Genomic DNA, 14,607 nt, shown 5'->3' with positions numbered 1-14,607 from the left:
TGAAAAATAAGACATTCCCTAATAAATATATTCGCTTTTATAAAAATAGTACCATGCGGCCCGACGCATAAAATATTAATCATGGCTCTTTACCAACATTAATATGCCGCCCGAGAATGAATAAGTACCACTTTTATTTACAAGCTCATTGGAAATGCAGAGAGTAGAACCCATCGGCAAGTATTGATCCTGAAGCGGATATTTGAACCCTTTTAGAGTCAGGCCGGTAACAGGTCCGTTAAATGGAAGGAATGAGACATAAGAGAACTCCGGCTCTTGTTGTATGATATGCGGTCCTGGTGCTGATAAGGCAATCTTATTCTGCCTGTCCCATATTTCAATGTTAATTCCAGATTCGAGTCCATGAAGGAGCAATTGGATATTGGCCAATTCATGATCCAGGCGCCCGCCCGTAACACCCATGAGCAGGATCTGTTCCGGTTTTTGCTCCAGTGCCCAATCAAGGGCCAGCTCTAGATCGGTTTTATCCTTTTCACTGTCATACTCAAATGAAGGAAGGTTAAATGAAGCCATCCATTCACGCTCACTTCTGTTCACAGAATCGAAATCTCCAAATACACAGCCAGGTATGATTCCTTTTTTCAACAAGTAGAATACACCGCGGTCAACACCCGCCCAGACTGCCTTTTCGCCGGCAAATAAAGAGAGGTCCGGCTGCCTTTCTTCCGGACCTCCTGCTAAAATGATAATTTTCATGCCGCGTTAACAACTCTTGGATCGGTCCTGTGCAGCAGCCGCGGTGCTGTTTTTGTCAAGAAAATAAAAGCAGCTGCAGTGATCAAAGCAACCGGGATCATGTATGAAGCATTATACACAATGGAGTACAGGACAGGGTTCATGCCTTTTGGGGCGTATGATGCAAAGAATATGACTCCTGATACAACATGGGAGGCCAAACGGAGCAGGCTTCCGAAGGCGATGCCTGCCACAATCGCTGAGATCCTCCTTTTAGATTGGCTTGCCGAACTGACTTTAAATACCCCGGCAAATCCAGCCAATAGGAACGCGAGAGGGTAATCCAGGATCAAACCAGCGGGATTGTATCCTGCAGTTCCATCAACCAGGATTTTAACCATCCCGACAATCAGACCAGTTAATACTCCGCCAGGGACCCCTCTGCGGAATGCCATTAAAAAGATTGGCAGCATCTCCAATGAAACTGAGCCTCCATTTGCCCAAAGCCCTTTAAATTGAACAAAACTAAGTATGATAGCCAACGCTGACATCATCGCCACTTCAGTCAAAAACATAATTTTTTTACTCAAATCAATCTCCTCCTAAACTCATTAAGAAAAGAAAAAAGCAACCGGCATGTGAATGACGGTTGCTTAGCGTTAACAACAGCGACTCCACATTCCTACGCAGGCATGATCCTGCTTCAGGTTCAAAGGGTCGGGAGTGTACTCCCCTCTCAGCCCCTGTATGGGACTCCCCCTGTGGTTACTCTTTTCAATTATTCTCTAATATATTATACACCACGAATGGTACGGATTGCACCCTTTATGTCTTTTTGCCCATAAATGGCTGATCCCGCTACAAGTACGGTAGCTCCAGCTTTCTCACAAAGACGGGCAGTCTCTGCGTTCACGCCGCCGTCTACCTCAATTTCAACGTTCAAGCCTTGCTCCTTGATCCTCGCAGATAATACTTCAATCTTTGGAAGCACAGCGTGGATGAAGGATTGTCCACCAAAGCCTGGATTTACAGACATGATGAGTACAAGGTCTATATCAGCCAAAATATGCTGAATGGTTTCAACAGGAGTAGCAGGATTTAATACGACCCCTGCCTTTTTTCCCTGCTCTTTAATTAATTGAATGGTCCGATGAAGGTGCGGACATGCTTCAACATGAACAGTAATGATATCAGCACCTGCTTTTGCAAACTCCGGGATATACCGGTCAGGGTTTTCAATCATTAAATGGACATCAAATGTCAGTTCAGTGAGCGGCCTGATGGCTTTAACGACTAAAGGTCCCATCGTAATATTCGGCACAAAATGCCCATCCATCACATCGATATGGATATAATCAGCACCGTTTTCTTCCACTGCCTTAATTTCTTCACCGAGCTTTGAAAAGTCTGCGGAAAGAATGGAAGGCGCAACTTTTACCATGCTAGTACCTCCGTTTTTGATCCTTGATTTCCTGCAAAAATTCAAGATAATGCTCATAGCGGAACGATGGGATCTCTCCCTCTTCCACTGCTTTTTTTACTGCGCATTTCGGTTCAGAGCTGTGAGTGCAGCCGCGAAACTTGCATTGTGATACCCTCTGTTTCATCTCAGGGAAGTTGTAGGAGAGCTCTTCGGTTTCAATTTCTACAAAGTCCAATGAGCTGAACCCAGGAGTGTCTGCGATCAAGCCCTCTTCAAAAGGAAGGAGTTCAACATGCCTCGTTGTATGCTTTCCGCGTCCAAGATGATCTGATATGTCATTCGTCTCCAGCATGAGTTCTGGCATCAGCGCATTCAAGAGAGACGACTTCCCTACCCCGGACTGTCCTGCGAAGACGCTCGTTTTTCCTTTAAATATCGGTTTGATGTCATCCATGCCGGCCAGCGACATCGCAGAGGTTGGAATGACCTCATAGCCGAGCTTTTTATAAGCAGCGATGTAATTTTCGATTTCCTTCTGATACTCTGCACTTTCAATCAAATCCATCTTCGTAATGCAGATCACCGGCTGAATGCCATTGTCTTCGATATGAACAAGAAAACGGTCCAGCAGCGAACTTGAAAATTCCGGCCGGACGGCAGAGAAAACGAGAATTGCCTGGTCAACATTTGAAATTGGCGGCCGGTTTAACTCGTTCTTTCTTTCCTTAACATCCATAATGTATCCGTCTGTCGGGTTGGAGGATTCAAATACGACCCAATCTCCGACTACAGGCGTAATTTTCTTTTTACGGAAATTGCCCCGGCCTCTGCATTGAAAGACTTTGTCATTGTATTGTACATAATAGAATCCTGCGACTGATTTAATAATTCTGCCTTCAGTCTTATTGTCCATTGTTCGCTCCTTTGAATTTACCTTCCTTCGCATCTTGATAATTAAATGTTTTTGATGCCTGCTCTTTCCCATTTAAATAAACGGTATAGGAAGCATCATGGTCCGGCGAGACGGTCAAAGGCACCATATACTCTTTCGTCTGGGAAATTTCTTCTTCTACGAAAACAGCATTTTCCTCTTTGGCATCGCTGTAAACAATTCTGACCTGGAATTGTTTATTCTCATCACCCTTTGAAACTTCAACCGTTATTTTATTATTAAATGTGATGTCTTCCTGATCATCAGGCTTTGGTTTTGGCTTCGGTTCTGGTTTCTTGCCCTTTGAAATAACGACATCAACCGTAGAACCTTTTTTGACATTCGTATAAGGTGAAGGTTTTTGCGAGATGACCTTTCCTTCTTCTACGGTATCAGAGTACTCTTTTGTAAAGTTGACTCTAAGCCCTTCCTGCGAGATGTATTTCTCAACATCTTCTTTCGAGGAATTTGACAAGTTCTCAAGCTGAATCGAAGGCGGGCCGGTACTGACACGAAGAATCACCTGTATTTCGCTCGGATTGACTTTTTCCCCTTTATCCGGGCTCTGTGAGACGACCTCACCCTCAGGAGTTTCCTCTGATTCCACCGGTATGGTCTCAATGTTCTTGCTATCGTAGCCTCTTTCGTTTAAGAGGTCTCGTGCAGCATCTTCACCCATTCCGGTAAGATCCAGCATGTCCACTTTCTTAAAGCCTTTAGAAACAAAAAGTGTAACCGTGCTGCCTTCTTTAACCATAGAATGGGGATCAGGATCCTGTTTTATAATTTTCCCCTGTTCCACATCTTCATCGAAGCGCTCTTTCCGCTCGACGTTAAAACCGAGCTTTGCGAGCCGTTCAAACCCGTATTCGTAATCTTTGTGGATAACATTGGGAACAGAAACATCTTTCACTTTAAACCATCCAGGCATGACCACAAAGGCAGCCGCTCCAGCACCTGCGAGCAAAAGCAGTAAAATCAGCAGTACAAGCCACCAACTTTTTTTCTTCTTTTTGGCCGGTGGTTCAGCGGTTTCTTTTAGATTTGAAGCTGGCTTTTCGACTGATTTGTTCATGGATACCGGAGGCATGATCCGTGTAGCATCTGCCGCATCATCAAAATTGCTCCACCGCTGCTCATGCAGACGGTGAGGAGAGAGCGCCGTATCCAGGTCGTCCATCATTTCAAGAGCACTGTCATATCGGTACACCGGATTTTTTGTCAGTGCTTTAAGAATAATATTTTCAACACTCTGCGGAATTTCCGGATTGATTTTCCTTGGCTCGGGAACTTCCTCCTGAAGATGCTTGAGGGCTACGGATACCGGTGATTCCCCTGTAAACGGAACCCTGCCTGTCAGCATTTCAAACAGCACAACACCTAGGGAATAGATGTCCGATTTTGCATTGGCCACTCCCCCTCGCGCCTGTTCCGGAGAGAAGTAATGGACCGATCCAAGCACTGAGTTCGTATGGGTAATCGTTGCAGATGTGATGGCGAGAGCGATCCCGAAGTCTGTTACTTTTGCCAATCCATGCTCATCAATTAAGATATTATGGGGCTTGATATCTCTGTGTATGATCCCATGCTCATGAGCTGCAACCATTCCTGAGGCAATCTGCCTGATAATCTGTATGGATTCTTCAACAGACAGGCGGCCGTGGTCCCTGATGTATTGTTTTAACGTTTTCCCTTTTACATACTCCATGACTATGAAGTACACGTTATTTTCCTCTCCCACATCAAATATGCTTACGATGTGAGGATGGGCGAGACTCGTTGCCGCTTCAGCCTCTCTTCTGAATCGTTTGATGAACTCCTCGTCGTCTGAAAACTCTGATCGAAGTATTTTAACCGCAACATCCCGGTCAAGGATTAAGTCCTTGGCACGGTATACGATTGCCATTCCGCCATCACCGATGACTTCAAGCAACTTATAGCGGCCGCTTATACGCTTGCCAATCATTTAACTTACTCCCTTTTCCGGTGTCTGGGGCGTATAATGGACGAGTCCAATCGTGATATTATCCTCTCCTCCGGCCTCATTTGCAAGGTTCACAAGTCGATCAGCTTTATCTTCCAACGAGAGGTTGTCATCATTCAGTATGTTTTCCATCGTTTCGCGGGTTACTTTGTTAGAGAGGCCGTCTGAACATAACAAAACGATATCTCCCTCGCCCCAGGAAATCGTTTGAATATCCACATCAATATGGTCATCCGTTCCAAGGGCTCGCAAAATCACATTCTTTCTAGGGTGATTTTCCGCTTCTGTTTCCGATAGCTGCCCTGACCGCACCAGCTCATTAACGAGGGTATGGTCTTCGGTCTTTTGAATCAGCTTTTTTTCAGAAAAATAATAAACGCGGCTGTCACCGATATGTAAAATCGTTAAATAGGAAGGTGTGCAAAGGGCTCCGACAAGCGTTGTCCCCATCCCGCTGCAGTCAATATTCTTATTTGCATACTGATGCAGATCCAAATTGGTCTGTGTTACGGTTTCTAAAAGCCACTCTTCAGCCTTTACAGGAGTCTCTGAAATTTCTTCTGAAGAAGCGTTCCAGGCTTCCTCAAATGACTGGATTGTTTTGGAACTGGCAACATCTCCGGCTTTATGTCCGCCCATGCCATCCGCAATAAGGGCAAGAAAGTGTTCACCTTTTGTGAACACTCCCCCGCTGTCTTCATTATGCTGACGAACTCTACCAGTATCTGTTTTAAAGGCATACTGCAATTTACGTCACCTCGTCTCTTCCTGACGCTCCTTCGCTCTTAACTGCCCGCAGGCTGCGTCAATATCATGTCCTTGCTCCCTGCGTAAGGTAGCATTGACACCCCGTTTTTTTAGCGTATCTAAAAATTTGAAGATCTGCTTCTTAGGTGTCCGGACATAATCACGTTCCGGTACATAGTTGACAGGAATCAGATTTACATGGCATTTTACGTTTTTAATCAGATCTGCCAGTTCTTCAGCATGTTCAACTTGATCATTCACACCGCCGAAAAGACCATATTCGAAAGAAATCCGGCGCCCGGTCTTCTTGATGTAATAACGAATTGATTCCATCAGTTCTTCCATTGGATACATGCGGTTGACCGGCATGAGCCTGCTTCTGATTTCAGTATTCGGAGCATGAAGGGATACCGCAAAGTTGATCTGCATTCCTTCATCAGCAAATTTGTAGATGTAAGGCACGATTCCGCTTGTGGAAACCGTAATATGCCTTGCACCGATATTCAGCCCTTTGTCGTGGTTTAGTACTTTTAGGAACTTGATCAGTCCTTCGTAGTTATCGAAAGGTTCACCAATCCCCATGATGACAATTGAGCTTACTCTTTCTTCAGTGGCATCGAGCGCACGCTGCACTTGAAGCACTTGAGCTACAATCTCGCCGGCATGCAGATTTCTCTTTAACCCGCCGAGCGTTGACGCACAGAATGTACAGCCGAGACGGCAGCCTACCTGCGTTGTCACACATACGCTGTTTCCATATTCATGGCGCATCAGGACTGTTTCGATAGAATAACCGTCCTGGAGTTCAAACAAAAATTTTATTGTACCATCAGAAGATTCCTGACGGGCTAATTCTTTCATCGGCTGAATATGAAAGGTTTCTTGCATCTTATCGCGAAGCCCTTTAGGAAGGTTCGACATTTCTTCATAACTCGTAATTCTTTTTTCGTAAAGCCAATCATAAACCTGGGAAGCACGGAATTTAGGTTCTTTTATATCAGAAAGCCAATTTTCCAGATCTGTCAGCTCAAGCGAAAAAATAGAAGGCATAATTGCCGGGTTCTGCTGTTTTTCACTTAACGGTTTTAACATCGGGTTTCACCACCAGTTGTAGTCTTTTTCTTAAAGCATGCAAGGTAAAAACCATCACTGTTAAAATAATGAGGAAGAATCTGTACCTGTGCTTCAGCAGGTTTAAGGTACGGCTGTAATGTTTCAGGAAGCCGTTCGTTAAAAGACTTGTCCCATTCAAAATCAGGATGATGCTTTAAGAAAGCATCTGCAATTTCATCATTTTCCTCTTTATCGACGGTACATGTACTGTAAAGCAAAGTACCGCCGGGTTTTAACAGTTCGGCCACTTTATCGAGGATCTGCATCTGAATCTCGGCTATGCGATGGATATCCTCTTCTTTTTTCGACCATTTGATGTCGGGCTTTTTTCGTATCACTCCGAAACCGCTGCACGGTGCATCTACCAGAATCCTGTCAAACGATGACACAGAAAACTTTTCGCCGGCCTTACGGCTGTCAAGAGCTTCCGTTTTGATATTGGTAAGGCCGAGGCGCTCCGCCTGCTCCTGTATCAATTTCACCTTATGAGGGTGAAGATCCAGGGCCGTTACCTCTCCCGTATTATTTAACAGTTCGGCAATATGGGTCGTTTTTCCTCCAGGAGCTGCACAGGCATCCAGGATTTTTTCGTTTGATGATGGATTAAGCGCCCTTGCAACGAGCATGGAGCTTTCGTCTTGTATTGTAACATATCCTTCCTTAAATGCAGAAGAATGTGAAAGGCTCCCTTTTTTTAATTTAATCGCATCGGGCGAAAGGCCGCCGTTGCTCCCCTCTATGCCTTCATCATGCAGCGATTGCAGCACTTTCTCCCTGCTGGATCTCATGCTGTTGACACGGCCCGTAACCGGGGCAGGCTCCATGTTGGCCGCGCACATCTTTTCAGCATTATCCAAGCCATACTGAGTGATCCATCGCTGGACCAGCCACTCTGGCATGCTGTATTGAAGAGCGAGCCTTTTCTCATCATGGGTCAATTCGGAAAGATCAGCAGTTCCTTCCCTCTGAATTCTTCTCAGCACGCCGTTTACCATGCCGGAGATCCCTTTATGCCCTCGTTTCTTAGCAATTTCCACCGCTTCATTAATGATGGCATGATCCGGAATCTTATCGAGATAAACCATTTGGTAGAGCGACATCCTCAGCAGGACAAGCACCCATTTTTCAAGCTTTTTCAATCCTTTTGCGACAAAAGGCTCCAGCAGATAATCAAGAGTGTTTTTCCGCTGGACAGTCCCGTATACAAGCTCTGTCAGCAATCCGACATCCTTTTGGCTAAGATTGGCCTTCTGTATGGACTGATTCAGCAAAAGATTGCTATAGGCCTGATTTTGTTCAATTTTCAATAAAACTTCAACTGCAGTATTTCTCACGTTTTGTTTCACAGTTCTTCACCCAGCTTTGTACCCGGTTCCAGTTTGGCTCCTTGCAAAAATTGTGAAGCTGCCATGCGTTTTTTTCCGGCCGGCTGCAGATCGGTGATCAATATTCCTGTAGAATCTCCGGTCTTCACCGTCAATCCCTCTTTGCTTGTTTCAAGAACAGTCCCAGGCACTGCATCCGATGGAACAGGCACCTTTTTCCCCCACCATATTTTTAACGTCTGGCCATTCAGTGTGGAAAATGCAACCGGCCAAGGATGAAGTCCTCTTATCTGGTTATAGATGGCTTCACCGCTCATTGTCCAGTCGATCTTCTCTTTTTCCCTAGAGATATTATAGGCATAGGTAACTTTATCATCATCTTGCTTTATGGGGGTCAATTTTCCCTCGATCAGGTCAGGTATTGTCTTGGATAAGAGTTCTGCTCCTGCAATGCTGAGTTTACTGAACATGCTGTCGACATGGTCTTCTTCACCTATTGGTACCACTACCTGTGTCAGAATGTCGCCGGCATCGAGCTTGTCTACCATGTACATGATCGTTACGCCCGTTTCTTTCTTGCCGTCAATGATACTCTGATGGATCGGCGCTCCGCCTCGGTATTCCGGCAGTAGTGAAGCATGAACATTAATACAGCCATATTCCGGTGCTTCTAATATTTCTGAAGGCAAAATTTGTCCGTATGCCGCAGTTACGATCAGATCCGGCTGTAGATCTAAAATTTCCTGAAACTCATTCTTTAGTTTTACAGGCTGCAAGACAGGAATGCCGTGCAATTCGGCTTCTGCTTTCACCGGCGTTGGCTTAATTTCCTTTTTCCTCCCTTGCGGCTTGTCCGGCTGCGTGACGACGGCTGCGACTTCATAGCCGTCTTTAACGAGTCTGCGCAGTACTGGCACAGAAAAATCAGGCGTTCCCATAAATACTATTTTCATTTGTAACTCCTACCTTTCAAACTCTCCCGTTTCATAATACGAACTGACCATAGAGGTAAATAGAATTCCGTTCAGATGGTCGATCTCATGCTGAAGGGCGCGGGCAAGAAAGTCTTCTGCAGTAATCGTGAACGTTCTTCCATGTCTGTCCTGCGCAGTCACACTGACTTTTTGAGCGCGTTTAACATCTCCAAATATACCTGGGAAGCTAAGGCACCCTTCTGGACCGTCCTGTTCGCCTTCCATTTTTTCAATGACCGGGTTGACCAGTTCAATTTTACCTGTTTCATCTCCGACATCAACTACAGCAATCTGTTTGCCGATTCCAATCTGAGGAGCGGCGAGCCCTACTCCTTCCGCTTCATACATCGTTTCAAACATATCATCGATCAGCTGGCTCAGCTTCTGGTTGAATTCTGTCACTTTTTCACATTTCTTTTCTAAAATTTCATCAGGATAACATATAATCTCCCTAACTCCCATCCTCATTCTCTCCCATCTATAGGCTTACATAATATTTTGCGCATTCATATCGACTGAAATCTGCAGGCCGTTCCCATCCATTTCATGCTGAAAATGCTGCAATAGCTCTGAGATCAAGTCACTCAGCCGAGGTTCATTTTTGTATTTTATCATTACCTGATATCGATATCTATCTTTAATACGGGCGATCGGCGAGACGACCGGACCCAGGATGATTGTTCCCGGAGACACTTTCTGCTGAAGATAGGATGCCGATTTTTCACTGGCATCTACAGCCTTCAATAGCTCAGTGTGCGAAAACGAAATGAGCGTCAAATAGTAATACGGAGGATATTTGTGCTCCCGTCTGATCTGCATTTCCGTTTCATAGAACGAATGATAATCATGTCCTGATGCCAGATCGATGCTGTAATGGCCGACGGTGTAGGTCTGTACGACCACTTCTCCCGAAAGCTCGTGCCGCCCTGCTCTTCCGCTGACCTGAGTGAGGAGCTGAAAGGTTTTTTCAGAGGCCCTGAAATCGGGAAGGTGCAGCATCGTGTCCGCAGCGAGCACCCCCACCAGTGTCACTTTTGGAAAATCAAGCCCCTTAGCGATCATCTGCGTGCCGAGCAATATGTCTGCTTTTCCTTCACCAAACTGATTTAGGAGCTTTTCATGGCTCCCTTTTCGCCCGGTGGTATCCACATCCATCCTGATCACTCTTGCGTGAGGCAGCAGCTTGGCGAGCTCCTCCTCCACCTTTTGTGTCCCTGTGCCAAAAAAACGGATATACTGGCTTTCACACATGGGACATTGGGAAGGCATCGGTTCCTGATGGCCGCAATAATGGCATTTAAGCAGATGCTGTTTTTTATGGTACGTAAGAGAAATATCACAATGCGGGCATTCTCCGACATATCCGCAGTCTCTGCAAAGAATAAACGATGAGTAGCCTCTGCGGTTGAGAAACAATACAGATTGTTCTCCGCGTTTTAGGCGGTCATTGATTTTATCAAATAACTCGCGGGAAAACATCGAGCGGTTTCCTGCCCTGAGCTCTTCCCTCATATCCACTACCGAAACAGAGGGAAGCTCCCGCTTGTTCACTCTGTCGCTTAACTCACAGAGCGTGTAGACCCCTTTTTGAGCTCTGGCATAAGATTCAAGTGACGGTGTTGCGCTTCCTAGAATTACCGGACACTGATGATGCTCTCCCCGCTGGACAGCAACATCCCGCGCATGATAACGGGGATTTTCCTCTTGTTTATAGCTTGATTCATGCTCTTCATCGATGATGATCAGGCCCAGATTTTCAAACGGAGCGAAAACTGCCGACCGGGCACCTACCACAACAGATACCTCTTTACGCTGAATTTTTCGCCACTCATCATATTTTTCTCCGGCGGACAGAGCACTATGCAAAACAGCAACCCTTGAACCGAACCGCCCTTTAAAACGGTTTACCATCTGCGGTGTCAGAGAGATCTCAGGCACTAATACAATGGCTTCCTGCCCCATTTGAATTGCCCTGTCAATACTCTGCAGATAGATTTCTGTTTTACCGCTTCCTGTAACGCCATGAAGCAGAATAGTTTCATGCCTCTTCTCCTCGAGAGCAGCCAAAACAGGCTGAATGCTTTGTTCCTGCTGAGAGGTTAAGAGCAGGGGCTGCGTTCTTTTAAATTCACGGCCACCATACGGATCACGATAGATCTCCTTCTCCGCTATCTCTATAAAACCTTTGCTCTCCAAGGCTTGGACTGTGGACCTTGTCGTGTCGAACATCTCTAGAAGATCTTTTAATACTACAGGGCTTTCAGACTCATGAAGAAATGATAGAACCTCTTTTTGCTTAACCGCCTGTTTGGAAAGTGATTCGATATGCTGCAGTCTCTCCTCTTCTGTTCCCCGTCTCTGCACGATCTTTATTTTTTTCTTCGTTATTTTGTCTGACATCCTGTAGATCACTTCCAGGGAATTCTTTTGAACAAGTTTTTGGAAGAGGGCAAGCGGTGTCGGTGAAATTTCCAGCAGATCTTCCATCGGGATGTATTCCCGGTGTTTAAACCACACTCTAGCTTCGTCCGGCAAGTCAGCGAGGCCGACTCCGTCAACCAGCCTGAATTCCTTGTGGTAGGTAGCTTTTAAAGCAGCTGGAATCATAGCCTGATAAGCTGTGATTAAGAAACAGAGTGTCTGATCCGATACCCACTTGCCGAGTTTCAGGAGTTCTTCAGTCAATACTGGGACCGGATCCAGAAGTTCAATGATCTTCTTTAATTTTTGAACAGAAGTCTCCTCGCCAAGCTCGATGACAAAGCCTTGCAGTTTTCTTGGTCCAAAAGGCACGGCTACCCTCATACCGGGTTTAACTGTATCTTTCAGTTCTTCAGGCACAAGGTAATCGAAGGTGCGGTTTACATTGCTGGCCGGCACATCCACGATAACTTTTGCGATCATAGAGGCATCAGTTCCATAGCCTGCGCCAAAACTTCCTGAGCCACTTTATCTTTTGACAGCAGCGGATATTCCTTTGCAGAACCGTCCTTTTTATAAATGACCACACGGTTTGTATCAACAGTGAAGCCGGCCCCTTCTTGAGCGACGTTATTGGCAACGATCATATCCAGGTTTTTGCGTTTCAGTTTGTCGAGCGCATAACCCTCAAGGTTTCCGGTTTCTGCGGCAAATCCCACGAGGACTTGTCTCTCTTTTTTCTCTCCGAGTACTGACAGAATATCGGTCGTTTTCTCCATTTCCACCGACCAGCTCTCATTCTTTTTCTTAACTTTTTCACCATATTTAATCCGGGGAGTATAATCTGCAACAGCCGCCGACTTAATAACGAGATCCATTTCAGGGTACTCTTTCATAACCGCATGAAACATTTCATCGGTAGATTCTACCGATATGAACTTGACGCCTGCAGGTTTATCAAGCGCTGTTGGTCCGCTGACCAAGGTGACTGAAGCTCCCATTTCTGCTGCCGCCCTTGCAATGGCATAACCCATTTTCCCGGATGAATAATTTGTGAAGTAACGCACAGGGTCCACCTGTTCTCTCGTTGGTCCCGCTGTAATCAAGACCTTTTTCCCTTCAAGAGGCAAATCCATCTGCCCGGGAGAGAAATCCTTAATACAGGCAATAATTTCTTCTGGCTCAGCAAGTCTCCCTTTTCCGATATAGCCGCATGCGAGCAGCCCTTCCCCTGGTTCCACGAACCGGTATCCGTAGTCTGCCAGCTTTTGCATGTTTGCCTGAACAGCAGGATGCTGATACATGTTGACATTCATTGCAGGCGCAATCATTATCGGTGCCGTAGTGGCCAGCAAAGTTGTTGTAATCATGTCATCAGCTATCCCGTTTGCCAGTTTGCCAATGCAGTTAGCGGTAGCCGGTGCCACGACAGCAAGGTCTGCCCAATCCGCAAGGTCAATATGGGCAACAACTTTTGGATTCCGTTCTTCGAATGTATCGGTGTAGACTTCGTTCCTGGATAAGGTTTGCAGTGTCAACGGAGTAATAAACTTCTGTGATGACTCTGACATCATTACCTTTACCTCAAACCCCAGCTGATACAGCTGGCTTGCGATCGTTGCTGCCTTATATGCCGCAATCCCTCCAGTTACACAAAGCAAAATCTTTTTCATTGAATGATCCAATGAAATCTCCCCCTGCCTATCTGTTTACATAATATAATTATGATTAACAGATGTAATATTCCGAAAAAATTGAAAAAAATAACAACCTATAATCATAGGTTGTTATTGATCATCATTCAGTGTCAGACTTTTTTGGCGTTAAATATCCCGCATAAATCTCTTCCAAAGCTTTTCCGACAAATTTGTGGGAAACCGGGTTTTCAACGATTCCGTTATTGCTTCTCTGAATCTCTCTTGCTCTTTTTGAAGAGAGGGTCACCAGTGAATATTTTGAATCTATTTTGTCCATAAGGGCATCAATTGAAGGATACAGCATGCTTATTCATCTCCCAGTAATTTTTTATAACGATTGGTTACACGGTCCACCTTGCAGTGTTCAGAGGTGATAATAGACTGGATCCTGCTGCAGGCATGGCTTATCTCATCATTTACGACGGAATAATCATAGTGCTGCATCATTTCTATTTCTTCCCTGGCTACTGTCATGCGGTTATTGATCAAGTCTTCCGTTTCAGTTCCTCTGCCGACAATGCGGCTTCGCAGTTCTTCAAGACTAGGCGGGGTCAGAAAAATAAAAACGCCTTCTGGAAAGGTCTTTCGTACCTGAAGCGCTCCCTGAACCTCAATTTCTAAAATAACGTCGCGGCCTTCATCCAGTGTCTGATTGACATACTCAATCGGTGTGCCATAGAAGTTGCCAACGTATTCTGCCCATTCGAGCAGTTCGTTATTTTCAATCATGTTTTGAAATTCTTCTTTAGACTTGAAAAAATAATCTACCCCATGAACCTCTCCAACCCGAGGATTTCGGGTGGTCGCTGAAACTGAATATTGAATGTCCAGCTTTTGTGCTCTCAGCGCTTTGCATACAGTACCTTTTCCGACACCGGATGGGCCGGAGAGCACAAATAAAATGCCCCGTTCTCTATCCATACTTACCTCCACTTAACTTTCTTCCGCTCCCTCTTCAATTGAGAGAAGCCGCTGTGCCACGGTTTCAGGCTGAACAGCAGAGAGTACAACGTGATCACTGTCCGTAATGATGACCGCCCTCGTCCGTCTGCCGTATGTGGCATCAATAAGCATATTACCGTCTCTTGCCATAGTTATTAAGCGTTTGATCGGCGCTGATTCCGGACTTACGACGGAAATGATCCGGTGTGCTGCTACAATGTTTCCATAACCAATATTGATTAGCTTCATGTATATAACCGCTCCTAACGTTGGTAGTTCTATTCTAGCCAGAACGAGCAAGATCATAATCATTATGTAGAAATTAATTCGATGTATGGATATGTCCGTACCCAG

The 14,607-nt window shown here is 45.4% G+C and carries 15 protein-coding genes and 1 riboswitch; all 15 genes read right to left on the bottom strand.

From position 1 onward, the window contains the following. Window positions 1-75: 75 nt before the first annotated feature. The gene (locus AR335_RS02280; RefSeq protein WP_062231692.1) at window positions 76-717 is read right to left on the bottom strand and encodes a thiamine diphosphokinase; all 642 of its coding nucleotides are present in this window, start codon (window positions 715-717) and stop codon (window positions 76-78) included. Continuing rightward, on the bottom strand, window positions 714-1,286 hold the full coding sequence (thiT, locus tag AR335_RS02275) for an energy-coupled thiamine transporter ThiT (RefSeq protein WP_231689120.1): 573 nt from the start codon (window positions 1,284-1,286) through the stop codon (window positions 714-716). The genes AR335_RS02280 and thiT overlap by 4 nt, the downstream gene beginning before the upstream one ends. Before the next feature lie 72 nt (window positions 1,287-1,358). Next, a riboswitch (TPP riboswitch) is annotated at window positions 1,359-1,466 on the bottom strand. A gap of 23 nt (window positions 1,467-1,489) precedes the next feature. Beyond that, window positions 1,490-2,137, bottom strand: a complete 648-nt coding sequence (rpe, locus tag AR335_RS02270) for a ribulose-phosphate 3-epimerase (RefSeq protein WP_053354535.1) — start codon at window positions 2,135-2,137, stop codon at window positions 1,490-1,492. A gap of 1 nt (window position 2,138) precedes the next feature. Beyond that, window positions 2,139-3,032 carry a ribosome small subunit-dependent GTPase A gene (gene rsgA / locus AR335_RS02265; RefSeq protein WP_053354536.1) on the bottom strand — a complete coding sequence of 298 codons (894 nt, stop codon included), beginning with the start codon at window positions 3,030-3,032 and terminating at the stop codon, window positions 2,139-2,141. Further along, entirely contained in the window at window positions 3,022-5,016 is a 1,995-nt protein-coding gene (pknB, locus tag AR335_RS02260) for a Stk1 family PASTA domain-containing Ser/Thr kinase (RefSeq protein WP_062231690.1), read from the bottom strand. Before pknB ends, rsgA begins: the two co-directional genes overlap by 11 nt. Beyond that, window positions 5,017-5,781: a Stp1/IreP family PP2C-type Ser/Thr phosphatase gene (locus AR335_RS02255; protein ID WP_053354538.1), complete on the bottom strand. Its 765-nt coding sequence runs from the start codon at window positions 5,779-5,781 to the stop codon at window positions 5,017-5,019. It lies immediately after the preceding gene. A 6-nt stretch (window positions 5,782-5,787) separates the two neighbouring features. After that, complete coding sequence (gene rlmN, locus AR335_RS02250) at window positions 5,788-6,873, bottom strand: 23S rRNA (adenine(2503)-C(2))-methyltransferase RlmN (RefSeq protein WP_062231688.1); 1,086 nt, start codon at window positions 6,871-6,873, stop codon at window positions 5,788-5,790. Beyond that, window positions 6,867-8,240, bottom strand: coding sequence for a 16S rRNA (cytosine(967)-C(5))-methyltransferase RsmB (gene rsmB / locus AR335_RS02245; protein ID WP_062231685.1), 1,374 nt, complete (start codon window positions 8,238-8,240; stop codon window positions 6,867-6,869). Before rsmB ends, rlmN begins: the two co-directional genes overlap by 7 nt. Then, window positions 8,237-9,172, bottom strand: coding sequence for a methionyl-tRNA formyltransferase (fmt, locus tag AR335_RS02240; protein ID WP_062231683.1), 936 nt, complete (start codon window positions 9,170-9,172; stop codon window positions 8,237-8,239). The genes rsmB and fmt overlap by 4 nt, the downstream gene beginning before the upstream one ends. Before the next feature lie 9 nt (window positions 9,173-9,181). Then, on the bottom strand, window positions 9,182-9,655 hold the full coding sequence (gene def, locus AR335_RS02235) for a peptide deformylase (protein ID WP_062231681.1): 474 nt from the start codon (window positions 9,653-9,655) through the stop codon (window positions 9,182-9,184). 24 nt (window positions 9,656-9,679) lie between these two features. Further along, window positions 9,680-12,097: a primosomal protein N' gene (gene priA / locus AR335_RS02230; protein WP_062231680.1), complete on the bottom strand. Its 2,418-nt coding sequence runs from the start codon at window positions 12,095-12,097 to the stop codon at window positions 9,680-9,682. Beyond that, entirely contained in the window at window positions 12,094-13,287 is a 1,194-nt protein-coding gene (coaBC, locus tag AR335_RS02225; RefSeq protein WP_062232528.1) for a bifunctional phosphopantothenoylcysteine decarboxylase/phosphopantothenate--cysteine ligase CoaBC, read from the bottom strand. Before coaBC ends, priA begins: the two co-directional genes overlap by 4 nt. Before the next feature lie 124 nt (window positions 13,288-13,411). After that, the gene (rpoZ, locus tag AR335_RS02220; RefSeq protein ID WP_053354544.1) at window positions 13,412-13,615 is read right to left on the bottom strand and encodes a DNA-directed RNA polymerase subunit omega; all 204 of its coding nucleotides are present in this window, start codon (window positions 13,613-13,615) and stop codon (window positions 13,412-13,414) included. A 2-nt stretch (window positions 13,616-13,617) separates the two neighbouring features. Continuing rightward, window positions 13,618-14,232 (bottom strand): guanylate kinase, encoded by a 615-nt coding sequence (gmk, locus tag AR335_RS02215; RefSeq protein ID WP_053354545.1) that lies wholly within the window; start codon window positions 14,230-14,232, stop codon window positions 13,618-13,620. A 12-nt stretch (window positions 14,233-14,244) separates the two neighbouring features. Beyond that, window positions 14,245-14,508, bottom strand: coding sequence for an extracellular matrix/biofilm regulator RemA (gene remA / locus AR335_RS02210; RefSeq protein ID WP_053358281.1), 264 nt, complete (start codon window positions 14,506-14,508; stop codon window positions 14,245-14,247). Window positions 14,509-14,607: the final 99 nt, after the last annotated feature.

The organism is Fictibacillus sp. FJAT-27399, from assembly GCF_001510655.1.
GTDB classification, from domain to species: domain Bacteria; phylum Bacillota; class Bacilli; order Bacillales; family Fictibacillaceae; genus Fictibacillus_C; species Fictibacillus_C marinisediminis.
The sequence above is the reverse complement of the archived record's forward strand: the minus strand, read 5'-3'. Positions and strand labels throughout refer to the sequence as shown.

What these genes read in the sequence shown, in the direction of transcription:
- AR335_RS02280 (WP_062231692.1), bottom strand. Translation starts at nt 717, where the DNA reads ATGAAAATTATCATTTTAGCAGGAGGTCCGGAAGAAAGGCAGCCGGAC.
- rpe (WP_053354535.1), bottom strand. Translation starts at nt 2,137, where the DNA reads ATGGTAAAAGTTGCGCCTTCCATTCTTTCCGCAGACTTTTCAAAGCTC.
- rsgA (WP_053354536.1), bottom strand. Translation starts at nt 3,032, where the DNA reads ATGGACAATAAGACTGAAGGCAGAATTATTAAATCAGTCGCAGGATTC.
- pknB (WP_062231690.1), bottom strand. Translation starts at nt 5,016, where the DNA reads ATGATTGGCAAGCGTATAAGCGGCCGCTATAAGTTGCTTGAAGTCATC.
- rlmN (WP_062231688.1), bottom strand. Translation starts at nt 6,873, where the DNA reads ATGTTAAAACCGTTAAGTGAAAAACAGCAGAACCCGGCAATTATGCCT.
- fmt (WP_062231683.1), bottom strand. Translation starts at nt 9,172, where the DNA reads ATGAAAATAGTATTTATGGGAACGCCTGATTTTTCTGTGCCAGTACTG.
- def (WP_062231681.1), bottom strand. Translation starts at nt 9,655, where the DNA reads ATGGGAGTTAGGGAGATTATATGTTATCCTGATGAAATTTTAGAAAAG.
- priA (WP_062231680.1), bottom strand. Translation starts at nt 12,097, where the DNA reads ATGATCGCAAAAGTTATCGTGGATGTGCCGGCCAGCAATGTAAACCGC.
- coaBC (WP_062232528.1), bottom strand. Translation starts at nt 13,287, where the DNA reads ATGAAAAAGATTTTGCTTTGTGTAACTGGAGGGATTGCGGCATATAAG.
- rpoZ (WP_053354544.1), bottom strand. Translation starts at nt 13,615, where the DNA reads ATGCTGTATCCTTCAATTGATGCCCTTATGGACAAAATAGATTCAAAA.
- gmk (WP_053354545.1), bottom strand. Translation starts at nt 14,232, where the DNA reads ATGGATAGAGAACGGGGCATTTTATTTGTGCTCTCCGGCCCATCCGGT.